The sequence below is a fragment of the Acidovorax sp. 35-64-16 genome (genome assembly GCF_002281195.1).
In the GTDB taxonomy this organism is placed as follows: domain Bacteria; phylum Pseudomonadota; class Gammaproteobacteria; order Burkholderiales; family Burkholderiaceae_C; genus Acidovorax; species Acidovorax defluvii.
In genome coordinates this window covers 107,875-131,394 of record NZ_NCFM01000002.1, presented here as the reverse complement: position 1 = coordinate 131,394, position 23,520 = coordinate 107,875, and the positions used below count along the sequence as shown (strand labels likewise).

Genomic DNA, 23,520 nt, shown 5'->3' with positions numbered 1-23,520 from the left:
GCCCATGGGGCATTGCGCCGGGGTAAAGTCAGGCCATGTCCACCCCCCGTCCTACTTCTGAAGTCGCCGTTCTGATGCGCCGCGAACGCATTGACAACCGCTGGCAGCCCTGGCGCTGGTCACTGGCCGATGTGGTGCCCCATGAGCCTGCATTTGGCACCGAGCCCCGGCGGCTGCGGCAGGATGAGCGTGAAGAGCTGTGGCTGTTCCCCGGTTTTGCCGTAGAGTTGTTTCGCGACGATGCCGAGGGCTATCACCTGAACCTGGCGTCGCCCGCGCCCTGCTGGTTTGTGATGTGGCGCATGGATGAGGACACCGGCACCAACACACCGCTGGCGCGCCCCGTGGCGGTGAGCCTGAGCTACCACGACGCCGGCCGCTGGCTCGATGCGCAGGAGTCCGTGGAACAGGTGCCCGCCGCCCCCGAAGTGCTGGAAGGCCTGCGCGCCTTTGTAGACGCCCATTACCAGCCCGAGCCCAAACGCCGCAAGCGGCCCGACAGTTTTAGGTCGCTGCAGGACCGTTTTGGCAACCCCGCGTCGGTGTCTACCGAAAAAATGCGGGGTGGCGGCGGCGGTGGTGGTAGCGCAGGAGGAAGCCATGGCTGACGGGTTCCTGGGCCGCTGGTCGCAGCGCAAGCGGGACGTGCGCGAGGGCAAACCGCTGCAGGAACCCGCGCCCGCTCCTGTGCCGCTGGAACCGGCTGCGGCACCGGGCAGCCGCCCGCAGGCAGTGAACGCGCAGGCTGCACCGGTGCCCGCAACCTCTGCAGCGGCAGCGGCCGAGCCGCCGCCCCCCACGCTGGCCGACGCCCAGGCGCTCACCTCCGATTCCGATTTCAAGCCCTTCGTGGCCCGTGGTGTGGCCCCCGAAGTGCGCAACGCGGCCATGAAGAAGTTGTTTGCCGACCCGCATTACAACGTGATGGATGGGCTCGACATCTATATCGGGGACTATTCCATTCCCGACCCCTTGCCCGCATCCATGCTGCGCCAGATGGCCAGCGCCCAGTTTCTGGGCTTTTTTGACGACGAGAAAAAAACGCAAGAGTCCGCGCCCGTGGCCCAGGTGCCGGCAATGGCCCCTGGAGACGGTCAGACTGGGGATGATGCTGACGCCAGCGTCAGCGAAGGCGTGGCACAGTCGGGGGACTGCACTGAATTACCCAGCACGCCGGTGACGGCCATGCGTTCGCACCCCGGCGAACCGGCCCTGCCTGCCAGCCAAGAACCACATGACCACGCTGATCTGCGACTGCAACCAGACGATGCCCCTCAACGCGAAAGCGCTGGGCGAGGCACTTCATGAGAACCTGACCCTCCATTCCACCCTGTGCCGGCGTGATGCCGGCGCATTCCAGCGTGCGATCCAGAGCGGTGAACCCGTTGTGGTGGCCTGCACGCAGGAACAACGGCTGTTTGCCGACCTGGGGCAGCAGACCGAAGGCGCGCTCTCGCCCATCCGTTTCGTGAACATCCGCGAAACGGGTGGCTGGAGCCGCGACGCCGGCAAGGCCAGCCCCAAGATAGCGGCGTTGCTGGCCGCCGCCCATCTGCCTGAACCCGCCCCGGTGCCTACCGTCACGTTCAAGAGCGCTGGGCGGCTGCTCATCATCGGCGCGCTGGACGCAGCGGAGCAGGCGGCCGCTCTGGTGTCCGATGTGCTGGATGTCACGCTGTTCACCCAGGGCCCCGGCAACGCGGGCGGGGCGCAGGCACGGCGTTTTCCGGTGCTGGGCGGGCGCATCACGGGCCTCACGGGCTGGCTGGGGGCCTTTGAGCTGCAGTGGGCGGCCGACAACCCGATTGACCTGGACCTGTGCACACGCTGCAACGCCTGCGTGGCCGCCTGCCCCGAAAACGCCATCGGGCTCGACTACCAGGTCGACCTGTCCGCCTGCCAGTCGCACCGCGCCTGCGTCAAGGTGTGCCAGGTGGCGGGTGCCATCGATTTCACCCGCGAGGCCGCGGCGCACCAGGAGCGCTTCGATCTGGTGCTCGATCTGCGCCCGGCAGACGCCACCCCCACCTTTTTGCAGCACGCGCTGCCCCAAGGCTATTTCCGCTGGGACGGGCGTGAAATGGGCACGCTGCTGCGCCTGCGCGAGCTGGTGGGCGAGTTCGAAAAGCCCAAGTTCTTTGCCTACAAGCAAAAGCTCTGTGCGCACAGCCGCAACGAAACCGTGGGTTGCAATGCCTGCGTGGACATCTGCTCGGCCGAAGCCATCACCAGCGACAAGAGCCGTCAACAGATCAAGGTGAACCCCAACCTGTGCGTGGGTTGCGGCGCCTGCACCACCGTGTGCCCCACGGGCGCGCTGACCTATGCCTACCCCGGTGCCACCGATCAGGGCCTGAAGCTCAAGACCCTGTTGTCCACTTACACGGCGGCCGGTGGCAAGGATGCCGTGTTGCTGCTGCACAGCCAGGAGTGTGGCCAGGCTTTGGTGGAAGAGCTGGGCCGGGCGGCGCAGCTCAAGATTGCCCACGGGGTTCCGGCGCATGTGCTGCCGGTGGCGTTGTGGCACACGGCCAGCACGGGGGTCGACCTGTGGCTCAGTGCCGTGGCCTTTGGCGCCTCGCAGATCGTGGTGCTGGTCACCAGCGAAGAGGCACCCCAATACCTGGACGGCCTGGAGGCGCAGATGGCAGTGGCCCAGGCCATCCTCAATGGTCTGGGCTATGCAGGCACGCACCTGAAACTTCTGCGCGCGCGCAATCCCACCGATCTGGATGCGGGTCTGCAGGCCCTGTCGCACACCCGCCAGACGGTGCCGTCGGCGGCTGCGCGATTTGCCGTGGCGCAAGAAAAGCGCAGCACGCTGGAGCTGGCACTCGACCACCTGATTGCCCAAGCCCCAATGCCCGCGGACCAGCGGCCCGAAGCCATTGCGCTGCCTGCGGCGGGTGCACCGCTGGGCACCATCACGGTCAACAAAGACCGCTGCACGCTGTGCCTGAGCTGCGTGAGCGCTTGCCCGGCCAGTGCATTGCAAGATAACCCGCAGTTGCCCCAGTTGCGTTTCATCGAGCAAAACTGCGTGCAGTGCGGCCTGTGCGCCACCACCTGTCCCGAAGACGCCATTGCGCTGCAGCCGCGGCTGCTGCTCACGCCCGAGCGCAGCCAGTTGCGCGTGCTCAACGAAGCCAAGCCCTGGGCCTGTGTGCGTTGCAGCAAACCCTTCGGCACCGTGAAGGCCATTGAGGCCATGTTGGGCAAGCTGTCGGGCCACGCCATGTTCCAGGGCGAGGCACTGGAACGGCTCAAGATGTGCAGCGATTGCCGCGTCATCGACCTGTATTCCTCCCAAAGCGAAACGAAAGTGACCGACCTGTGAGCGATTCCCTCTCCCTGAATCTGGCCGGCAGTTCGGCGCTGGACGAAGAAACCGCGCGCGCCGAGCTGTATGGGCTGCTGGCGCAGCTGTACTACGCCAAGCCTACCCCTGACACCCTGGCGGCACTGCGAGTGGCGGTCACCGAAGCCCCCGCGGCAGGCGGTTTTTTGCAGGAACCCTGGCAGCAACTGGTGGGGGCTGCGCGGGCCCAGGACGACGAGGCCATTGCCGCAGAATTTGACCGCCTGTTCGGTGGCGTGGGCAAGCCAGAAGTGTTTCTGTATGGCTCGCATTACCTGAGCGGATTTTTGAACGAAAAGCCGCTGGTGCGATTGCGCAGCGACCTTGCGGCGCTGGGCCTGGCGCGTGGCGAAGCGATGCCGGAAACCGAAGACCATGTGGCCTATCTGTGCGAAGTGATGCGTTACCTGATTGCGGGTGACGACGTGGCTGTCTGCAACCTGACGGCGCAACGCAACTTTTTTGCGACACATCTGCAGCCATGGATTTTGCAGTTGTGCGATGCCCTGCAGGGGCAGCCCGCAGCCCACTTTTATGCCGCGCTGGCCCAATTCACGCGGGCTTTCGTGGCGGTGGAAGCGCAGGGCTTCGACATGCTCGACTGATGGTGGGTATCCCTCCAGGTGTTGTTTGCCTCGCGGCTCCATCGGTCGCAGGCGTTTCACCCAATTGCAGGGATTTACACACTGACATAGACTGTATGCAAATACGTTCATAACTGCCAGCCACTGGAGACATGCATGCCGGATCGCCAGCCTTCTTCTTCCCGTCGTAAGTTCTTTGCCGGCGCCGCCACGGTGGGCGCCGCTGCAGCAGCTGTGGCCACGTTGCCCCGCATGGCCCCGGCCGATGCCGTAGTGGCCGAGGTCGCTCGTGTGGCCCCTGAAAAAGGCGGTGGCTACTACGTGTCGGACCACGTCAAGCAGTACTACAAAACCACCCAACTCTGACAGCGGGGCACGCCATGTTGCTAACCAAGAAGTCTTCGCACGCCCACCAGGGCACCTCCGCACCCGTTTCGCCGTTTGTGCACAGCCTGCGCCGGGGCCTTTCGCAGGCGCTGCCCACGATGGACCGCCGTTCTTTCCTGCGCCGCTCCGGCCTGGGGGTCGGGGTAGGGATTGCGGCGTCGCAGCTCGCACTGGTCAAGAAATCCAACGCCGCCGAAGGTGCCAAGGTGGGCCTGGGCGACAGCAAGATCGAAGTGCGCCGCACCGTGTGCACCCATTGCTCGGTGGGCTGTGCTGTGGATGCCGTGGTCGAGAACGGCATCTGGGTGCGCCAGGAACCGGTGTTTGACTCGCCCATCAACCTGGGCGCCCACTGCGCCAAGGGGGCGTCAGTGCGCGAGCACGGCCACGGCGAGTACCGCCTGCGGTACCCGATGAAGCTGGTCAACGGCAAGTACGAGCGCATCAGCTGGGATACGGCCCTGACCGAAATCTCCGCCAAGATGCTGGAACTGCGCAAGGCCAGTGGCCCTGACAGCGTGTACTTCATCGGCTCTTCCAAGCACAGCAATGAACAGGCCTACCTGCTGCGCAAGTTCGTGAGCTTCTGGGGTACCAACAACTGCGATCACCAGGCGCGCATTTGCCACTCGACCACCGTGGCCGGCGTTGCCAACACCTGGGGCTACGGTGCCATGACCAATTCGTACAACGACATGCAAAACAGCAAGGTCGCTCTGTACATCGGCTCCAACGCCGCCGAGGCCCACCCGGTGAGCATGCTGCACATGCTGCATGCCAAGGAAACCGGCTGCAAGATGATCGTGGTGGACCCACGTTTCACCCGCACCGCTGCCAAGGCCGACGAGTACGTGCGCATCCGCTCGGGCACCGACATTCCATTCCTCTTTGGTCTGCTGTACCACATCTTCAAGAACGGCTGGGAAGACAAGAAGTACATCCACGACCGCGTCTATGGCATGGACAAGGTGCGTGAGGATGTGCTTGCCAAGTGGTCGCCCGACAAGGTGGAAGAGGCTTGCGGCGTCAAGGAAGACCAGATGTTCAAGGTCGCCAAGATGCTGCACGACAACAACCCCGGCACGATCGTCTGGTGTATGGGGCAGACGCAGCACTCCATTGGCAATGCCATGGTGCGCGCCTCCTGCATCCTCCAACTCGCTCTGGGCAATGTGGGCAAGAGCGGGGGTGGCACCAACATCTTCCGTGGCCACGACAACGTGCAGGGCGCGACCGACGTTGGCCCCAACCCTGACTCGCTGCCCGGCTACTACGGCCTGGCCGAAGGTGCGTGGAAGCACTTCGCCAACGTGTGGGGTGTGGACTTTGAGTGGATCAAAAAGCAGTACGCCACGCCCGCGATGATGACCAAGAACGGCATCACCGTGTCGCGCTGGATTGACGGCGTGCTGGAGAAGAACGAGCTGATCGACCAGGACAGCAACCTGCGCGGCGTGTTCTATTGGGGCCATGCCCCCAACTCGCAGACCCGTGGCCTCGAAATGAAGCGCGCCATGGACAAGCTGGACTTGCTGGTGGTGGTGGACCCTTACCCATCCGCCACTGCCGCCATGGCTGCCATGCCGGGCAAGGCCGAAGACCTGAACCCCAACCGCGCGGTGTACCTGCTGCCTGCAGCCACGCAGTTTGAAACCAGCGGTTCGTGCACGGCATCCAACCGCTCGCTGCAGTGGCGCGAAAAGGTGATCGAGCCGTTGTGGGAGAGCCGCAGCGATCACATGATCATGCACCAGTTCGCAGAGAAACTCGGCTTTGCCAACGAGTTGTCCAAGAACTACAAGATGCAGAAGGTCAAGGGCATGGACGAGCCTGTGCCAGAGGACATCCTGCGTGAAATCAACCGCAGTGTCTGGACCATCGGTTACACCGGCCAGAGCCCCGAGCGCCTGAAGGCCCACATGAAGAACATGCACTTGTTCGACGTGAAAACCCTCAAGGCCAAGGGCGGCAAGGACAAGGAAACCGGGTACGACTTCACCGGAGATTATTTCGGACTGCCCTGGCCTTGCTATGGCACGCCCGACCTCAAGCACCCGGGCTCTGCCAATCTGTACGATACCTCGCGCCACGTCATGGACGGTGGTGGTAATTTCCGCGCCAACTTTGGCGTGGAAAAGGATGGCATGAATCTGCTGGCCGAAGATGGATCGCACTCACTGGGCGCAGACATCACCACCGGCTACCCCGAGTTTGACCATGTGCTGGTCAAGAAGCTGGGTTGGTGGGACGAGCTGACCGACGCCGAGAAGACGGCGGCCGAAGGCAAGAACTGGAAGACCGATTCCTCGGGCGGCATCATCCGCGTGGTCATGAAGAACCATGGTTGCCATCCCTTTGGCAACGCCAAGGCGCGGGCCGTGGTGTGGAACTTCCCCGATGCGATTCCCCAGCACCGCGAGCCCATCTATGGCACGCGTCCCGATCTGGTGGCCAAGTACCCCACGCACGACGACAAGAAGGCTTTCTGGCGCCTGCCCACGCTCTACAAGAGCCTGCAGGACAAGAATGTGGCCGACAAGGTCTACGAAAAATTCCCGCTCATCCTCAGCTCCGGCCGTCTGGTCGAATACGAAGGTGGCGGCGAAGAAACCCGCTCCAACCCCTGGCTGGCCGAGTTGCAGCAAGAGGCGTTTGTGGAAATCAACCCCAAGACGGCTGCCGACCGGGGCATTCGCAACGGCGAGCGCGTGTGGCTGAGCTCTCCCACGGGCGCCCGCCTGAATGTGCAGGCGCTGGTCACCGAACGGGTCGCACCGGACACGGTCTGGATGCCTTTCCACTTCTCTGGCCGCTGGCAGGGTGCCGACATGCTGGCGCACTACCCGAAGGGGGCCGCCCCCATCGTGCGGGGCGAGGCTGTGAACACCGCCACTACCTATGGATACGACAGCGTGACCATGATGCAGGAAACCAAGACCACGATCTGCAACGTGGAACGGGCTTGAGCGCACCGCGCTGACCAGGAGACAGAACAATGGCACGAATGAAATTCATCTGCGATGCAGAGCGCTGCATCGAATGCAACGGCTGCGTTACCGCCTGCAAGAACGAGCACGAGGTGCCATGGGGCGTGAACCGCCGCCGCGTGGTCACGCTCAACGACGGTGTGCCGGGCGAGAAGTCCATCTCGGTGGCCTGCATGCACTGCAGCGATGCACCCTGCATGGCGGTCTGCCCCGTCAACTGCTTTTATCGCACCGAAGAGGGTGTGGTGTTGCATGACAAGGACGTGTGCATTGGCTGCGGCTATTGCAGCTACGCTTGCCCGTTTGGCGCACCCCAGTTCCCGTCGCAAGGCACGTTCGGCGTGCGCGGCAAGATGGACAAGTGCACCTTCTGCGCCGGTGGCCCCGAGGCCAATGGCAGCCAGGCAGAGTTTGAAAAGTACGGGCGCAACCGGTTGGCTGAAGGCAAGTTGCCTGCCTGCGCCGAGATGTGCTCGACCAAGGCCCTGCTGGCGGGTGATGGTGATGTGGTTGCCGACATTTTTCGCAACCGTGTCGTTCAGCGCGGCAAAGGGGCCGAAGTGTGGGGCTGGGGCACCGCCTATGGCACACAACAGGGTGCCCAGCCACCTGCAGGAGCCAAGCCATGAAACGTATTTCCATCACCCTGACGGCGGTATTGGCCCTTGCCGGCCTGAGCGCCTGCACCGAAAAACCGCAGACCGGTGGTGGCGTCAAGCAAGACGCTGCACCCTTCGCGGGCACGGGTAGCAATTTCACCCAGCCGGGCTGGAAAGCAGGCGACAAGGCGGGCTGGGAGCAGCATCTGAAGGCGCGCCAGCAATACGGCCAGAACGAATACACCCGCACCCAATAAAGCGAGGCCCGTTATGAAACACATCGTGTGTGCCTTGTTGTTGGGAATGGCATCGGCGTTGGGCACCGTGAACGCTCAGACGCCTGCGGCCCCTGACGTGGCTCCCGCACCTTCCGCTGCGCCTGCAGTGGCAGGGATTCAGAGCCAGAACATCTTTCAGGTGAAGCCCGACGCCAGCGCCGACCCCCAATATGCTGAGCAGACCAACGGCGAGCGCGGTAAGGTGCAGCCGGGCAACAACGCGCCGATGTGGCGCCAGGTGGGGCAGGGCGTTACCGGCTACAGCAGCCTGCCCTTGAGCCAGGCGCCCGAGGCCGGCAACCTGATTCAGCCGATGGTGCAGTACCCAGGCGCGCGTTTCACCAACGCTGGCGAGGGTTGGCGCCAGGTGCGCAATCAGTGGATCATTCCTTATGGCGCGGCCTTGCTGGGCATTGTGCTGCTTGCCTTGGCGATTTTCTATTTCACCAAGGGTTCCCTGGGGCATGAGCACCCTGAATCGGGCCGCAAGATCGAGCGTTTCACACCGTTTGAGCGCGCCGCGCACTGGGCGAACGCCGGTGCATTCATTGCCCTGGCTATTTCGGGCATCGTGATGGCGTTTGGCAAGTTCTTTTTGCTGCCTGTCATGGGCAGCACGCTGTTTGGCTGGCTGGCCTACGCGCTCAAGAACGTGCACAACTTCATGGGCCCCTTGTTTGCCGTCTCGCTGCTGGTCATCATTGTCACTTTTGTGAAGGACAACATTGCCAACCGCGCCGATTTTGTCTGGCTGAGCAAAGGCGGCGGCCTGCTCGGCAGTGGCGATCATCAGGTGCCGTCGCACCGTTTCAACGCGGGCGAAAAGGGATTGTTCTGGTGGGGCATCACCATTCCCGGCATCGTCGTGGTGGCCACGGGCCTGGTGCTGGACAAGCTGATTCCCGGCTTTGGCGATGTGCGTGGCGACATGCAGGTTGCCCACATGATCCATGCCGTGCTGGCGATCTGGATGATGGCCTTGATCTGCGGTCACATCTACATGGGAACCGTCGGCATGCGTGGTGCCTACAAGGCCATGAAAACCGGCTACGTCAGCGAAGGCTGGGCCCGTGAGCACCATGAACTTTGGTATGACGATGTCCAGGCGGGCAAGATTCCACGGCAACGCAGCGCCAGCCACCCGGCGGCCGATGCTGCCGCAACACCATCTGCGGGTCGTCCCGCGCAGGTATGAGGTTTCGCACCATGACGCATTTTTCCCGTTCCTCGTTGCTGGCGCTGTGCGCAGCCAGTGTTTGCACGTTGGCATCTGCCAAGCTGCCTGCACCTTCGCCAGAGGCAGCTGCCAAGGCTGCCGAAGCAGCCGCCAAGGCCGCCTGGGCTGGCAAGGTGGGCAACTACAAGCTGTGTCTGTCGCAAGATCGCGTGGCCGCCCACTACCGCAACACGGCACCATCGGCCAAGCCAGCCGCTGCGGTGGGTTCGGGTTGCACCGATCCCGGCCCCTTTGCCTACACGCCCCCAGCAGCCAAGCCCGCTGAGGCAGCGGGCGCGCATTCGCCGCCAGGCACCGCCAGCAGCCCGCCCAGCACGCTGGTGCCTGCTGCGGCAGCCGCGTCTGCGCCCAAGTCCTGAAGGCAGCCATTGCCTGGATGAAAGCCGTGTCCACTTTGTGGGCGCGGCTTTTTTGTAGCAGGACCGGGCCGACGCCCTGCGGACAGTGCGCAGATCGTCGCAGCACCAGTGCAGCCCGTCATCGACAGTCCCCGCGCCATGCCGCATGAGCGGTTGCCGCGTATATTGGCACCATGAAACGTTCCTCGCACCCTGCTTCTGTTGTGCCAACGCTGCCGCGTCTTACGCAAGCCCAGGCGCCTCTCACCCAGAGTGTGGAGGTTGTCAATGAACGGGGCGAGCGGGAGCAGGTGCAGATTCCCGCAGAGCGGCCGCTCACCATCTACGTGGACAAACGCGAGCTTGTCACCCTGATGACCCTGGGTGCGCAGCCCGAATTGCTGGTGCTGGGCTATCTGCGCAACCAGCGGCTGGTGCAATCGGTACAGGACATCGAATCCATCACCGTCGATTGGGAAGTCCATGCGGCAGCGGTCAAGACGCGCCACGGCATCGCGCGCATCGAAGAACGCACTGCCAGCAAGGTGGTGACCACGGGCTGCGGCCAGGGCAGCGTTTTTGGCGGACTGATGGACGAGGTGGATCGCATCGAGCTGCCCGCGGCACAGCTCACCCAGGCGCAGCTTTATGACATCGTCAATGGCATCCGCATCAAGGAAAGCACTTACAAGTCTGCCGGCTCAGTGCATGGCTGTGCGCTGTTTTGCGGTGAAGAGTTGCTCATCTTTGTAGAAGACGTGGGCCGACACAACGCCATCGACACCATTGCCGGCTGGATGTGGATGCAGGCCGGTGAAATGGCCGGAAGCGACAAAGTCTTCTACACCACGGGGCGGTTGACCAGCGAGATGGTCATCAAATCGGCCCAGATGGGCGTTCCCATCGTGGTGTCGCGCAGCGGCATGACGCAGATGGGGCATGCAGTTGCGCAGCAACTTGGCCTGTGTGCCATTGGCCGTGCAACCAACCGGCGCTTTGTCTGTTACAGCGGTGCCGACCGATTGCTGCTGCAGCCCGAACTGGCGGTGGTTCCGCCTGTCGCACCTGTCGCTGTAGGCTAACGGGCGTCTCGCATTACAACCATGCTGCATGGACCTGGCGGCGCGGCGCGGCCCACCTACGATGGCTTGGGCAAGCCCCTAAACCCGCTTCGGGGGCGCAATTGCGCTAAGGTTCGCACCCATGAATCTGTCCTTTTTTCGCCTGGGGCTGCGCACCCTGGTCCGTGACCTGCGTGCGGGTGAGTTGCGCCTGCTCATGGTGGCTGTCACCCTTGCGGTGGCAGCGCTGACGTCGGTGGGTTTTTTTGCGGACCGGCTGCAGGGTGGGCTTCAACGCGACGCCCTGCAGTTGCTGGGCGGCGACGCCGTGGTGGCCAGCGACAACCCCACGCCCCCCGCCTTTGCCGAGCGTGCGCGGGCGCTCGGCCTGCAGACCGTGACGACCATGGGCTTTCCCACCATGGGCCGGGCCAGCGATGTGCAAGGCGGTGCCACCAAGCTCGTGGCCCTCAAGAGCGTGGAGCCGGGCTACCCCTTACGCGGCAGCCTGCAGGTGGCCGATTCGCCCGATGCCGTGGCGCAGGTCACGCGCGATATTCCTGCGCCGGGCGAGGTGTGGGTGGACGCCCCCTTGCTGGAAGCGCTGGGGCTGTCGATGGGCGACATGTTGCTGCTGGGCGATGCCCAGTTGCGCATTGCACGCATCATCGTGGTGGAGCCCGACCGGGGCGCCGGTTTCATGAGCTTTGCGCCGCGCGCCATGCTCAACCAGGCCGATGTGCCCGCCACCGGCCTGGTGCAACCCGCCAGCCGCCTGACCTACCGCTTTGCCGTGGCCGGTTCGCCTGCAGCCGTCAAGGCTTTCAGCGAATGGGCTGCCATCGAGGCGACAAAGCCCGAAGTGCACGGCGTGCGGGTCGAGTCGCTTGAAAGCGGCCGCCCCGAGATGCGCCAGACGCTGGACCGCGCCCAGAAATTCCTCAATCTGGTGGCCCTGCTGGCGGCATTGCTGTCGGCCGTGGCCGTGGCGCTGGCAGCGCGCGGCTTTGCGGCCGACCACCTGGATGCCTCGGCCATGCTGCGTGTGCTGGGCCAGAGCCAGCGCGCCATCGCGGGCGCCTACACCACCGAGTTCGCGCTGATCGGTTTGTTTGCCAGTGCGATGGGTGTGGCGCTTGGCTACCTGGTGCACAACGTGTTTGTGCTGCTGCTGGCGGGGCTGGTGGAGTCGGCACTGCCCGCGCCCAGCCTGTGGCCCGTGGCATTTGGCCTGGGCATGGGCCTTACGCTGCTGCTGGCCTTTGGGCTGCCGCCGGTGCTGCAACTGGCCCAGGTGCCGCCGCTGCGCGTGATCCGTCGCGACATGGGTGGGCTCAGGCCCGCTTCGCTGGCCGTGCTGGGCGTAGGTGTGGCCGGTTTTGCCGCACTGCTGCTGGCCGTGAGCAGCGACCTGGTGCTGGGCCTGATTGCCGTGGGTGGCTTTGCCGGTGCCGTGGCGCTGTTTGCGCTGCTGAGCTGGGCGGCGGTGAAGCTGCTGCGTAAGAGCGTCAACGAATCCACTGCACCGCGCTGGCTGGTGCTGGCCACGCGGCAGATATCGGCCCGCCCGGCCTATGCCGTGGTGCAGGTCAGCAGCCTGGCCGTGGGGCTGCTGGCGCTGGTGCTGCTGGTGCTGCTGCGCACCGACCTGATTTCCAGCTGGCGCCAGGCCACCCCGCCGGATGCGCCCAACCGCTTTGTCATCAACGTCATGCCCGACCAGGCCGAGGCCTTTCAGCAGGTGCTTCAAGACGCTGGCGTGGCCCGCTACGACTGGTACCCGATGATTCGCGGCCGCCTGCTGGCCGTGAACGGCCAACCCGTGGGGCCGGACAGCTATGCAGAAGACCGCGCCAAGCGCCTGGTGGATCGCGAGTTCAATCTCTCCAACGCGGTCGAAGCGCCCGGCCACAACCAGGTGGTTGCTGGCCAATGGACGCCGGGCGAAGAAGGGGCCATCAGCGTGGAAGAAGGCATTGCGCAAACCCTGGGCCTGCAGCTGGGCGACCGCCTGCAGTTCGACATGGGCGGTGTGCAGAACGAGGCCCGCATCACCAGCCTGCGCAAGGTGGACTGGGGTTCCATGCGCGCCAATTTCTTCGTGATGTATCCCGTGGCCAGCCTCAAGGATGTGCCCGTGACCTACCTGGCCGCTTATCGGGCGCCCGACAAGGCGGGGTTTGACAACGCGCTGGTGCGCCAGTTTCCCAACATCACCAACGTGGACATGGGCGCCACCATTGCCCAGGTGCAGCGCGTGCTGGAGCAGGTGATCCAGGCGGTCGAATTTTTGTTTGCCTTCACGCTGGCCGCCGGGCTGGTGGTGTTGTTCGCGGCCGTCACGGCCACGCGCGAAGAGCGCGCGCGCGAGTTCGCCATCATGCGTGCCATGGGGGCCCGTGCCAGCCTGTTGCGCCAGGTGCAGCGCGCCGAACTGGTAGGCGTGGGGTTGCTCGCGGGCTTTCTGGCCAGCTGCGTGGCCGTGGCTGTGGGCTGGGCCTTGGCGCGCTATGTGTTCGATTTCGCCTGGACCGCCGCACTTTGGGTGCCGCTGGCGGGGGCCCTGGCGGGCGCCGTGCTGGCGCTGGCGGCGGGCTGGTGGGGGCTGCGCGATGTGCTGAACCGCCCCGTGGTGGAAACGCTGCGCCGTGCCGCAGAGTAGGTGATGGCGTGCGACCGTTGCCTTGACAATTTATGATATTGATTTGATAGCTGCTAGCGCTTGATACCATTGGACTAGAGCCTGTTTTTATATGAATTCTTCCGTCCCTGATGCGCACGCAGACCGCTCCGACCCCGCAGCCGCCGAGACGCCCTTTGCGTGGATCGGCGGTGAAAGCCGGGTGCATGCGCTCACCGAGCGCTTTTACGACCTGATGGACCTGGAGCCCGGCTACGCCGAGCTGCGTGCCGCCCACGGCAATGAGCTGGCCGATGCCCGGCAAAAGCTCTTCATGTTTCTGTGCGGCTGGCTGGGCGGGCCGTCGTACTACACCGACCAGTTTGGTCACCCTCGCCTGCGCGCGCGCCACATGCCTTTTGCCATCGGCATCAAAGAGCGCGACCAGTGGGTCGCCTGCATGGACCAGGCCATGGGAGAGACGGGCGTTCCCGACGCGCTGCGCGCGCGCCTGCGCGAAAGCTTCATGGGCACCGCCGACTGGATGCGCAACAAAGGCGTTTGAGGTTGCCAAACCAACACTATTAATTTAATAGCTATTGGCGCTTATCCATAAAGGGTTTTAGCCGTATTTCATGCAAATTTTGCAAAGATGGTGCTGTGGCGCTTGTGCACAGTGAACGTCGGCGCTCAGACCCCGGTCGGACAAGCCATCTTCGGCCGTTAAGATGCTCTCATTCAATCAAATGGGAGGTGGGATATGTCGGCAACTGCATGGATGGTTCTGGCGTTGGTCGCCGTGGTGGTGATTTGGGCCATCGCCGTTTACAACCGTTTGGTGCAACTGCGCAACCGCATTGCCAACGCCTTTGGCCAGATTGATGTGCAGCTCAAGCGCCGCTACGACCTGGTGCCCAACCTGGTGGAAGTGGCGCGCGGCTACCTGGCCCACGAAGCGGCCACGCTGGAGGCGGTGATCAAGGCACGCGGCCAGGCGCAAGGTGCGGCGGCCGCAGCGCGGGCGGCGCCCACCAGTGCCGGCGCCATGGGGGCGCTGGCGGTGGCCGAGCAGGCCCTGGGTGGCAGCCTGGGGCGCCTGATGATGGTGGCCGAAAGCTACCCCGAGCTCAAGGCAGACGCGACCATGCAGTCGCTCAGCGAGGAGCTCACCAGCACCGAAAACCGCCTGGGTTTTGCCCGCCAGGCCTACAACGACCAGGTGCTCGACTTCAACGACCAGGCCGCGCAGTTTCCGGCCATCGTGGTGGGCCGATTGCTGGGGTTTCCCACCGCGCCCATGCTCGAAGCCACACGCAGCGATGAAGAGCGCGTCGCCCCGCGGGTGCAGTTCTGACGGACTGCCGGCGTAAATTTTCCCCATGAAGTTTTGGGACCATCAGCACAGCGCCCGCAGCGAAACGCGCCGGTTGCTGTTTGCCTTCGCGCTGGCCGTGGCTGTGCTAGTGGCGGCCGTGCATGGGGCACTGGTGGTGGCATGGTTGCTGATGGTGGCGGTGCTGCCGGTGCATTTGCCGTTTCCGGCCGGTTTTCTGGCGGTGAACGTGGGGGTGTCGCTGATGCTGGTGCTGGGCGGCTGGTGGGTCGAAACCTCCAACCTGCGTGCGGGTGGCGTCAAGCTGGCCCAGCGCATTGGCGCGCGCGAGGCCCGGCCCTCCGTGTCGCATGCCGAGCAGCGCCTGTGCAACATCGTTCAAGAGCTGAGCATCGCCGCCCACATGCCGCAGCCGCAGGTCATGGTGGTGCCGCGCACCGATGCCATCAACGCCTTCGCCGCCGGGTGGGACGCGAGCGACGCCGTGGTGGCGGTCACCCAGGGCGCGCTCGACCACCTCAAGCGCGAAGAGTTGCAGGGCATGGTGGCCCACGAACTGAGCCATCTGCACGAGGGCGACACGCGCCTGAAGATGCGGCTGGCGGGCATGGTGTTTGGGCTGGAGCTGGTCTACAACTTTGGCGACGAAGTGCGCGAACGCCGTGGCCTGGCATGGCTGTTTGGCTCGGCCATCATGCTGGCGGGTTTTGCCGGCTGGCTGGCGGGCCGCATGCTCAAGGCCGCTGTGTCGCGGCAGCGCGAATACCTGGCCGATGCCCGCGCCGTGCAATGGACGCGCAGCCGCGACGGCCTGGGCGGTGTGCTGCGCAAGGTGATGGCGCAGCGCCGTGACACCCCCGCAGGCTACGAACGCGCCACCCACCAGGGCCTGGCACACCCCGCCGTGCAGCACATGCTGCTGGTGGACCTGCCGGGCGCGGGCGCCATGGAGCGCTGGCTCGACTCGCACCCCACGCTGGTAGACCGTGTGCAGCGCATCTATGGCCGCAGCATGCAGCCGCTTGCGCTCACATCGGTCAACGAGCCGCCCGAGGCCGCCCGCCGCGCGGGCACCGTGGCGCCGGGCGCCGTGACGCTGGCGTCACTGGTCGATCCCTTCGCCCGCCTGTAAATCTCGCTTGCCAGGGCGCCCCACCGGAGCGCCTTGCGCCGGATGACTATCGCGGCGCCGGGCCCGCAGCGGGCGTAGATTTTTGCAGCATGCCCCGGGTCTCGATGAACTTCACCACTTCGGCCACGCCCGCCTGCGTTTTGAGGTTGGTCATCACAAAGGGCTTGAGGCCCTGCGCGTTGGTGCGCATGCGCACGGTGTCGGCGCGCATCACCTCCAGGTTGGCGCCTACGTGCGGGGCCAGGTCGGTCTTGTTGATGATGAACAGGTCGCTCTTGGTGATGCCGGGGCCGCCCTTGCGGGGGATTTTTTCGCCAGCGGCCACGTCGATGACGTAGATGGTGAGGTCGCTCAGTTCGGGGCTGAAGGTGGCGGCCAGGTTGTCGCCGCCGCTTTCCACAAACACGATGTCGGCGTTGGGGAACTCGCCCAGCATGCGGTCGATGGCCTCCAGGTTGATGGAGCAGTCTTCGCGGATGGCGGTGTGCGGGCAGCCGCCGGTTTCCACGCCCAGGATGCGTTCGGCGGGCAGGGCGCCGCTCACGGTGAGCAGGCGCTGGTCTTCCTTGGTGTAGATGTCGTTGGTGATGGCGATGAGGTCGTAGTCATTGCGCATAGTCTTGCACAGCATCTCCAGCAGGGTGGTTTTGCCGGAGCCCACAGGGCCGCCGATGCCGACGCGCAGTGGGGGCAGGTTCTTGGTGCGGTTGGGGATGTGGTGCAGTGTGGACATGGTTCTACTATTAAAAATATAGCTGCTTGCGCAGTATCTATAAGGGCTACGACCGAAAAAGCCTTGAATATTGGACTTCGTGCTGGGCCGAAAGGATGGCCAGCATGGGCGAGAAAGCCTGGCGCTCACTGTCCATCAGGCCGATGGCGTGGTCTGCGGCAGGGGGAATAGCGTCGGCCAAGCGCGCCAGGATGCGCTGGCCTGCGCTTTGGCCCAGCTGCATGGATTTGAGGGCGGCCTGCACCATGTTCTCGGCCCAGCCGAAAGCGTAGGCCAGCAGCACCTCGCGTACGCTGGCCTGCGTGGCGGATGCGGCCAGCGCGAAGGCGACGGGGTAGGTGGGTGGCAGCGCGGCCAGGTGGCGCACGGCGGGCATCAGGGCCTCGTCGCCCTGGTACTGGTTGCGCAGCCAGTCGGCCATGGACCGGCCCATCTGCTCCGTCTGCAGGCGCAGTTCGCTGGTTTCGCGGGTGTGCAGCACCCAGTCGTTGAGTTGGCGCACATGCACCCAGTCGGCACGGCGCCAAGCGCCTGTGGCCTTGGCGATGAGGGCCATGTCGCCGCGTGCCTGGGTGATGTGGAGCTGGTCCAGCAGCCAGTCGGCCACGGCGGATTCACTGGACATGCCCGCGTTTTCAATGGCGCTCTCCAGCCCCTCGGAATACGAAAAACCGCCCACAGGCAAAGCCGGGGAGGCCAGCCACATCAGCTGCAAAAAGCTGGCGGCGGGCAGGGAGGCGGTGCGGTCCAGGCGCATGAAATCGCTGCGACGTCTCAGTGGTCGTGGTTGCAGTGGGGGCCATGCACATGGCCCTGGGCCACGACCGGGATGGACACGAGGCGGGCAGGGGCCGGAGCGTGGGCGTGGTCATGCGCGTGGTCATGCGCATGGTCGTGACCGGCATCGTGGGAATGCCCATGGTCATGCCCACCGCCATGCCCTGTCGCATAGGCGCCGCCTTCGGGTTCAAAGGGAAGGTCTTGTGCTTTCACGATGAGGTGCATGGCGCGCAGCATGTCGGCCAGCACATGGTCGGGCTCGATCTTGAGGTGGTCGGGCTGCAGTTCGATGGGCACATGGCGGTTGCCCAGGTGGTAGGCGGCGCGTGTCAGGTCAAACGGTGTGCCATGGTTGGCGCAGTGGGTGATGACCAGCACGGGCTGCGGCGCCGCAATCACGCGCACCAGCGAGCCGTCTTCGGCTACCAGCACATCGCCGCCGCGCACCAGGGTGCCGCGCGGCAAAAAAATGCCCAGTTCGCGCCCGGCCGAATCGGTGGCCGCAAAACGGCTTTTCTGGCGAACGTCCCAGTCGAGTTCGACCGTGGTGGCGCGCTTGAGAAAAACGGGTGCAAGGCCTTGGCCATGGGGGATGAGTTTGGAGACCTGGATCATTGATGGAGCGTCAGAAAAGGAAGTAGCGCTGCGCCATGGGCAACACCGTGGCGGGTTCGCAGGTGAGCAATTGTCCATCGGCGCGCACGGTGTAGGTCTGCGCGTCCACTTCCATTGTGGGCGTGTAGCTGTTGTGCACCATGTCGCGTTTGCGGATGCCACGGATGTTGTGCACGGCACTCAAGGTTTTGCGCAAACCAAAGCGCTCGCCAATGCCCGCAGTCAAACCCGCTTGCGAGACGAAGGTGAGCGAGGTCTTGGCAATGGCGCCACCAAACGCGCCGAACATGGGGCGGTAGTGCACAGGCTGCGGTGTGGGGATCGATGCATTCGGGTCGCCCATGGCGGCCATGGCGATCAGCCCGCCCTTGAGGATGAGCGCGGGCTTCACGCCAAAGAACGCGGGTTTCCAGATCACGATGTCGGCCCATTTGCCGACTTCGAGCGAACCCACTTCGTGGCTGATGCCGTGTGCAATGGCGGGGTTGATGGTGTACTTGGCCACGTAGCGCCTGATGCGCTGGTTGTCATTGCGGGCCGTGTCACCAGCCAGCCAGCCGCGCTGTACCTTCATCTTGTGCGCGGTTTGCCAGGTGCGCAGGATGACCTCGCCCACGCGGCCCATGGCCTGGCTGTCGCTACTCATCATGCTGATGGCACCCAGGTCGTGCAGGATGTCTTCGGCGGCGATGGTCTCCTTGCGGATGCGGCTTTCGGCAAAGGCCAGGTCTTCGGCAATGCTCGCGTCCAGGTGGTGGCACACCATGAGCATGTCCACATGCTCGTCCAGCGTGTTGTGCGTGTAGGGCATGGTGGGGTTGGTGGACGAGGGCAAGAAGTTGTCCTCGCCCACCACCCGCAGGATGTCGGGCGCGTGCCCGCCGCCCGCGCCTTCTGTGTGAAATGCGCAAATGCCGCGCCCGGCCACGGCGGCAATGGTGTTCTCCACGAAGCCCGATTCATTGAGCGTGTCAGAGTGGATAGCGACCTGCGTGTCCGTCTCGTCCGCCACATCCAGGCAGTTGCTGATGGCCGATGGCGTGGTGCCCCAGTCCTCGTGCAGCTTGAGGCCAATGGCGCCCGCGCTGATCTGCTCGTGCAGCGCATCGGGCAGGCTGGCGTTGCCCTTGCCGAGGAAGCCCAGGTTCATGGGGAAGGCGTCGGCCGACTGCAGCATGCGCTCCATGTTGAAGGGGCCGGACGTGCAGGTGGTGGCCAGCGTGCCGGTGGCGGGGCCGGTGCCACCGCCCAGCATTGTGGTGATGCCGCTGGCCAGGGCCTCTTCGATCTGCTGCGGGCAGATGAAGTGGATGTGGCTGTCGATGCCGCCCGCAGTGACGATGTTGCCCTCGCAGCTGATGACCTCGGTACCGGGGCCGATGATGATGTCCACGCCGGGCTGCACGTCGGGGTTGCCCGCTTTGCCGATGGACGCGATGCGCCCGGCCCGCAGGCCAATGTCGGCCTTGAAGATGCCGGTGTGGTCGATGACCAGGGCATTGGTCAGCACGGTGTCCACCGCGCCGCTACCGCAGGGGCCTGTTCCAGTCCCGGCGTTGGTGCGCTGGCTTTGCGCCATGCCGTCGCGGATGGTCTTGCCGCCGCCAAACTTCACCTCTTCGCCATAGCTGCCTGCGCGCAGCGTGTGGTCGGCTTCCACTTCAAGGATGAGTTCGGTGTCGGCCAGGCGCACGCGGTCGCCCACGGTGGGGCCGAACATTTCGGCGTAGGCGCGTCGTCCAATGGTTGCCATGGGGTGTGCTCCGCGAGAACTGATTACTATGTTTTTGATAGCTGCTGGCGCTTATCCATCAAGCGCTAGAGGCTGTTTTGGCTTGAAATTTCTACAGCGCGCCGTGCGTCAGCCTCTGAAAGCCGAACACGCGGCGCTCGCCCGCGTAGTCCACCAGCTCCACGGTGCGCTCCTGGCCCGGCTCAAAGCGCACGGCGGTGCCCGATGCGATGTTGAGCCGCATGCCGCGTGCGGCGGCGCGGTCAAAGCCCAGGGCGTTGTTGGTCTCGGCAAAGTGGTAGTGCGAGCCCACCTGGATGGGGCGATCACCAGTGTTGCGCACGACCACCGTGAGCGTGCGGCGGCCGGTGTTGAGCAGGTGTTCGCCCGCGTCGGTAAAGAGTTCGCCGGGGATCATTGGGGGGCTCCTGGGTGACGTTACTTGCGGCCTTGCCAGATAGCCAGGGCCAGCACCAGACCCAGGGCGACAAAGCCCCACAGATCGGTGGCGTGCCAGTGGCTGCCCTGCAGTCTGTGGCCGTCATGGGCAAATGTGGTGGCGGCGCACAGCCAAAGGGCACAGGCCGTGATGAATCGGATCGGTTTTCGGGTAATGCGCAGCATGAAGGCGAGTCCTGTGGGGTTGGGTCAAAGAATGGGCTGATGGACGGTGACGAGCTTGGTGCCATCGGGAAAGGTGGCCTCCACCTGGATGTCCGGAATCATCTCGGCGATGCCGTCCATCACATCGGCGCGGGTCAGCACGGCGCGGCCTTCGCTCATGAGTTGGGCCACAGTCTTGCCGTCGCGTGCGCCTTCCATCACCGCCGCGCTGATCAGCGCCACGGCCTCGGGGTAGTTGAGCTTGAGGCCCCGGGCCTTGCGGCGCTCGGCCAGCAGGGCGGCGGTGAAGATCAACAGCTTGTCTTTTTCGCGAGGAGTCAGTTCCATATCGTTTCACTCAATGCTTGTGTCATTGGCTCGCGCAGCCGCAAGGGCGGCCGAACGCGAGGAGTCAGTTCCATGGTGTGCAGGGGAAAAAATGAAATGGGTGCAGTTCGACATTGCAAAGCAAGCCTCGTGCCGACCCTGCGCCTTGGGGCTACATCGACCAGATGCGTGGCGGCTCGGCACACAGCTGCCACAGCGCTGCGCGCCATGCGGCCCGAACCTGCTGGAGCAGTTGCATGGCGGGCTCCACCTGCGGGGCCAGCGCACGCACCACCAGCACCTGGCCGTTGGGGCTGGTGGCGCCTGCGGAGGCCTTGAGCGCGTGGGCGTCCATCACGGCGCGGGCGGCGTCCAGGGCGGTGTCGCGCCGGGCGCGTTCCAGCGGGGTGCCCACCACAAAGAACAGGCTGGCCATGCAGCGCTGTCCGGCCAGACCCAGCGGGCTCTCCAGCAGGCGGTGATCGGCCGCGTCGATCACGCCGCGCTCCAGCCACCGGCCGGGCGCTTCGATGTGCTGCACAAAGCGCCCGGTATCAAAGGGCTGCCCGGCATGCGGCAGGCCCAGTGCGGTCACATCCCAGCCCATGCACTCGGCGCCAGGGGCGAGGTTCAGCGTGAGGTGGTTCTCGGCATTGCAGGCGTTGTAGCAAAGCGCCTCCAGTGGCAACCACTCCAGCCGCGCACCCTCGGCCAGGGTGAGGTGCGTGCGTTGCAGGGCCCGTTCGCCGGTAGACCGGTAAAAGCGGGTGGCCCCCGGTGTGGTGACGAGGCCATGCGCGCCAGGGCCCACCGTGGCCGTGATGTCCAGCGTGTCGCCGCCCACCAGTCCGCCGGGTGGGTGCACCAGCACGTTGTGGCACACCGCATCGCCCTCGGGGTACAGGCTTTGCAGAATGCGCAGCGGGCCGTTGTGCGCATGGCGGGCGACCGTGCGGGTGCCTTCCAGGGTGTAGTCCAGTTGCAAGCGTGCGTGCCAGGGCATAAGAGTTGTTTGCTATTGAAAAAAATAGCTGATCAGGGTTGGCAGACAGGCTGCAGGGGCTCGTTTTGATCACAGTGCATGCACCCAAAGCGGCGTGCCCAAACCATCTGGCGACGGCAATGCCTACAGCCAGGGCTGGAGCCAGCCCAGCCCGTCCGATGTGGCGTGGGGCGCAGCGCCGCGTGCCGGGCGGTATTCGCAGCCAATCCAGCCACCATAGCCCAGGCTGTCCAGCAGCGTGAACAAATAAGGGTAGTGCACCTCGCCCACATCGGGCTCGTGGCGCTCGGGCACGCCCGCAATCTGAAAGTGGCCCACCTGGCCCGTGGGGATGTACTGGCGGATTTTCATGGCCAGGTCGCCCTCGGTGATTTGCGCGTGGTACAGGTCCATCTGCACCTTGACGTTGGCCGCGCCGATCTCGGCGATCAGCGCATGGGCCTGGTCCTGGCGGTTCAGGAAGTAGCCGGGCATGTCGCGGTGGTTGATGGGTTCGAGCAGGATGTGGATGCCGTGCGGGGCAGCCTGCTCTGCCGCGTGGCGCACGTTGGCGATGTAGCTGGCGCGCACGGTGGATGTGTCAGCGCCCTGCGGCACCACGCCAGCCATGACGTGGATGCGGGGGCATTGCAGCGCGCAAGCGTATGCAAGGGCCTGGGCAATGCTGTCGCGAAACTCCGCCTCGCGCCCGGGCAGGCAGGCCAGGCCGCGCTCGCCCGCATCCCAGTTGCCCGGCGGGGCGTTGAACAGCACCTGCTGCAAGCCATTGGCCTGTAGACGCGTGGCCAGGTCGTGCGCCGGGTAGGCGTAGGGAAAGAGAAACTCCACGCCCTTGAAGCCATCACGGGCGGCAGCGGCAAAGCGGTCGATAAAGTCCACATCGTTGTAGAGCATGGACAGGTTGGCGGCAAAACGGGGCATGCAAATGTCTTTCAGGCTGCGGTGGTGCAGGGCCGGCCTGGAGGGCGTCGGGTGGATGACAAAAGGCGCCAGTGGCGCCCCGGGTGCATTGTCGCCGCCTGTGTCACTCGCCCTGCGAGCCCCGGTGTGCCCAGCCGGTGGTGTGCTTTTCAATCACGCTGAACAGCTCGTACATGGCCATGGCCATGGCGCCCACCACCATCAGGCCCGCAAATGCCAGGCCCATCTGCATGGACGAGCCCGCGCTGATGAGCAGGTAGCCAATGCCCTCGTTGGCCGCTGTCATCTCGGACACCGTGGTGCCCACAAACGCCAGCGTGATCGCTACCTTGAGCGAGCCAAAAAAGTAGGGCATGGAGCGCGGCAGCCCCACCTTGGTCAGCACATCCCAGCGCTTGGCCCCCAGCACGCGCAGCACGTCTTCGAGCTCGGGCTCCAGTGTGGCAAGGCCGGTGGCGATGTTCACCATGATCGGAAAGAAGCTGATGAGGAAGGCGGTAAGGATGGCTGGCCCCACGCCAATGCCGAACCACACCACGAGGATGGGCACGAAGGCGGCCTTGGGCAATGCGTTGAAGGCCGTCATCAGCGGGTACACGGCCGCATAGGCCAGGCGCGAGCTGCCAATCACAAAACCCAGCAACACGCCCACGACGATGGCAATGCCAAAGCCCGCCATCGTGACCCAGTAGGTGCGCCAGGCGTGGGCGGCAATCACACCGCCAAACTCGACCAGCTGCGTGCCGATGGCCCAGGGGCTGGGGAAGATGAACTCCGAGACATTGAAGGCCGAGCAGATGATCTGCCACAGCACGACGATGGCGCCCAGCAGGATCCAGGGGGACCAGCGTTCTGCGGTTTTTTTGTGCATGGTGCTTGTGTGTCGATGGGT

25 protein-coding genes are annotated in these 23,520 nt (G+C 64.7%); 15 read left to right on the top strand and 10 right to left on the bottom strand.

Annotated elements, in window-relative coordinates; translation table 11 throughout:
- Positions 1–35: 35 nt before the first annotated feature.
- The 15 genes from B7Y64_RS02855 (at position 36) to B7Y64_RS02785 (ending at position 15,914) form a co-directional block, all read left to right on the top strand.
- Positions 36–608: a DUF3305 domain-containing protein gene (locus B7Y64_RS02855; RefSeq protein WP_291325691.1), complete on the top strand. Its 573-nt coding sequence runs from the start codon at positions 36–38 to the stop codon at positions 606–608.
- The gene (locus B7Y64_RS02850; protein WP_291325689.1) at positions 601–1,308 is read left to right on the top strand and encodes a DUF3306 domain-containing protein; all 708 of its coding nucleotides are present in this window, start codon (positions 601–603) and stop codon (positions 1,306–1,308) included. Before B7Y64_RS02855 ends, B7Y64_RS02850 begins: the two co-directional genes overlap by 8 nt.
- The gene (locus tag B7Y64_RS02845) at positions 1,268–3,337 is read left to right on the top strand and encodes a 4Fe-4S binding protein (RefSeq protein ID WP_291325707.1); all 2,070 of its coding nucleotides are present in this window, start codon (positions 1,268–1,270) and stop codon (positions 3,335–3,337) included. Before B7Y64_RS02850 ends, B7Y64_RS02845 begins: the two co-directional genes overlap by 41 nt.
- The gene (locus tag B7Y64_RS02840; protein WP_024816086.1) at positions 3,334–3,963 is read left to right on the top strand and encodes a molecular chaperone TorD family protein; all 630 of its coding nucleotides are present in this window, start codon (positions 3,334–3,336) and stop codon (positions 3,961–3,963) included. Before B7Y64_RS02845 ends, B7Y64_RS02840 begins: the two co-directional genes overlap by 4 nt.
- 135 nt (positions 3,964–4,098) lie before the next feature.
- Positions 4,099–4,308 (top strand): hypothetical protein, encoded by a 210-nt coding sequence (locus B7Y64_RS02835; protein WP_024816085.1) that lies wholly within the window; start codon positions 4,099–4,101, stop codon positions 4,306–4,308.
- Positions 4,309–4,322: 14 nt separating this feature from the next.
- A complete protein-coding gene (locus B7Y64_RS02830) occupies positions 4,323–7,295 on the top strand; it encodes a formate dehydrogenase subunit alpha (RefSeq protein ID WP_291328334.1) in 2,973 nt (990 codons plus the stop codon).
- A 29-nt stretch (positions 7,296–7,324) separates the two neighbouring features.
- Positions 7,325–7,945: a formate dehydrogenase FDH3 subunit beta gene (gene fdh3B / locus B7Y64_RS02825; protein ID WP_291328332.1), complete on the top strand. Its 621-nt coding sequence runs from the start codon at positions 7,325–7,327 to the stop codon at positions 7,943–7,945.
- Complete coding sequence (locus tag B7Y64_RS02820; protein WP_024816082.1) at positions 7,942–8,172, top strand: hypothetical protein; 231 nt, start codon at positions 7,942–7,944, stop codon at positions 8,170–8,172. Before fdh3B ends, B7Y64_RS02820 begins: the two co-directional genes overlap by 4 nt.
- A 13-nt stretch (positions 8,173–8,185) precedes the next feature.
- Positions 8,186–9,388: a formate dehydrogenase subunit gamma gene (locus B7Y64_RS02815; RefSeq protein WP_024816081.1), complete on the top strand. Its 1,203-nt coding sequence runs from the start codon at positions 8,186–8,188 to the stop codon at positions 9,386–9,388.
- Between the two features lie 11 nt (positions 9,389–9,399).
- Positions 9,400–9,789 carry a hypothetical protein gene (locus tag B7Y64_RS02810; RefSeq protein WP_024816080.1) on the top strand — a complete coding sequence of 130 codons (390 nt, stop codon included), beginning with the start codon at positions 9,400–9,402 and terminating at the stop codon, positions 9,787–9,789.
- Between the two features lie 173 nt (positions 9,790–9,962).
- Positions 9,963–10,850 (top strand): formate dehydrogenase accessory sulfurtransferase FdhD, encoded by an 888-nt coding sequence (locus B7Y64_RS02805; protein WP_291326490.1) that lies wholly within the window; start codon positions 9,963–9,965, stop codon positions 10,848–10,850.
- A 121-nt stretch (positions 10,851–10,971) separates the two neighbouring features.
- Entirely contained in the window at positions 10,972–13,491 is a 2,520-nt protein-coding gene (locus tag B7Y64_RS02800; protein ID WP_291328330.1) for an FtsX-like permease family protein, read from the top strand.
- A 91-nt stretch (positions 13,492–13,582) separates the two neighbouring features.
- The gene (locus tag B7Y64_RS02795) at positions 13,583–14,014 is read left to right on the top strand and encodes a group II truncated hemoglobin (protein WP_024816077.1); all 432 of its coding nucleotides are present in this window, start codon (positions 13,583–13,585) and stop codon (positions 14,012–14,014) included.
- A 195-nt stretch (positions 14,015–14,209) separates the two neighbouring features.
- Positions 14,210–14,803, top strand: coding sequence for a LemA family protein (locus tag B7Y64_RS02790; protein WP_291326494.1), 594 nt, complete (start codon positions 14,210–14,212; stop codon positions 14,801–14,803).
- A 25-nt stretch (positions 14,804–14,828) separates the two neighbouring features.
- On the top strand, positions 14,829–15,914 hold the full coding sequence (locus B7Y64_RS02785; protein WP_291328328.1) for a M48 family metalloprotease: 1,086 nt from the start codon (positions 14,829–14,831) through the stop codon (positions 15,912–15,914).
- Between the two features lie 46 nt (positions 15,915–15,960).
- Here the strand turns inward: B7Y64_RS02785 and ureG are convergent, their stop codons facing one another.
- The 10 genes from ureG to B7Y64_RS02735 all read right to left on the bottom strand — a co-directional run bounded on the left by ureG (position 15,961) and on the right by B7Y64_RS02735 (position 23,499).
- Positions 15,961–16,647, bottom strand: coding sequence for an urease accessory protein UreG (gene ureG / locus B7Y64_RS02780; RefSeq protein ID WP_291328326.1), 687 nt, complete (start codon positions 16,645–16,647; stop codon positions 15,961–15,963).
- A gap of 46 nt (positions 16,648–16,693) precedes the next feature.
- Positions 16,694–17,404 carry an urease accessory UreF family protein gene (locus B7Y64_RS02775; RefSeq protein WP_291326498.1) on the bottom strand — a complete coding sequence of 237 codons (711 nt, stop codon included), beginning with the start codon at positions 17,402–17,404 and terminating at the stop codon, positions 16,694–16,696.
- 17 nt (positions 17,405–17,421) lie between these two features.
- Positions 17,422–18,042 carry an urease accessory protein UreE gene (gene ureE / locus B7Y64_RS02770; RefSeq protein ID WP_291326501.1) on the bottom strand — a complete coding sequence of 207 codons (621 nt, stop codon included), beginning with the start codon at positions 18,040–18,042 and terminating at the stop codon, positions 17,422–17,424.
- A 10-nt stretch (positions 18,043–18,052) separates the two neighbouring features.
- The gene (ureC, locus tag B7Y64_RS02765; RefSeq protein ID WP_291326503.1) at positions 18,053–19,795 is read right to left on the bottom strand and encodes an urease subunit alpha; all 1,743 of its coding nucleotides are present in this window, start codon (positions 19,793–19,795) and stop codon (positions 18,053–18,055) included.
- 91 nt (positions 19,796–19,886) lie between these two features.
- Positions 19,887–20,192, bottom strand: coding sequence for an urease subunit beta (locus B7Y64_RS02760; protein ID WP_291326505.1), 306 nt, complete (start codon positions 20,190–20,192; stop codon positions 19,887–19,889).
- 20 nt (positions 20,193–20,212) lie between these two features.
- Complete coding sequence (locus B7Y64_RS02755; protein ID WP_291326507.1) at positions 20,213–20,398, bottom strand: hypothetical protein; 186 nt, start codon at positions 20,396–20,398, stop codon at positions 20,213–20,215.
- A gap of 24 nt (positions 20,399–20,422) precedes the next feature.
- Complete coding sequence (locus tag B7Y64_RS02750) at positions 20,423–20,725, bottom strand: urease subunit gamma (protein ID WP_121454940.1); 303 nt, start codon at positions 20,723–20,725, stop codon at positions 20,423–20,425.
- Between the two features lie 151 nt (positions 20,726–20,876).
- On the bottom strand, positions 20,877–21,707 hold the full coding sequence (locus B7Y64_RS02745; protein WP_291328323.1) for an urease accessory protein UreD: 831 nt from the start codon (positions 21,705–21,707) through the stop codon (positions 20,877–20,879).
- 123 nt (positions 21,708–21,830) lie between these two features.
- A complete protein-coding gene (gene otnI / locus B7Y64_RS02740) occupies positions 21,831–22,628 on the bottom strand; it encodes a 2-oxo-tetronate isomerase (protein WP_291325420.1) in 798 nt (265 codons plus the stop codon).
- Positions 22,629–22,731: 103 nt separating this feature from the next.
- Positions 22,732–23,499, bottom strand: a complete 768-nt coding sequence (locus B7Y64_RS02735) for an ABC transporter permease (RefSeq protein WP_024816059.1) — start codon at positions 23,497–23,499, stop codon at positions 22,732–22,734.
- Positions 23,500–23,520: the final 21 nt, after the last annotated feature.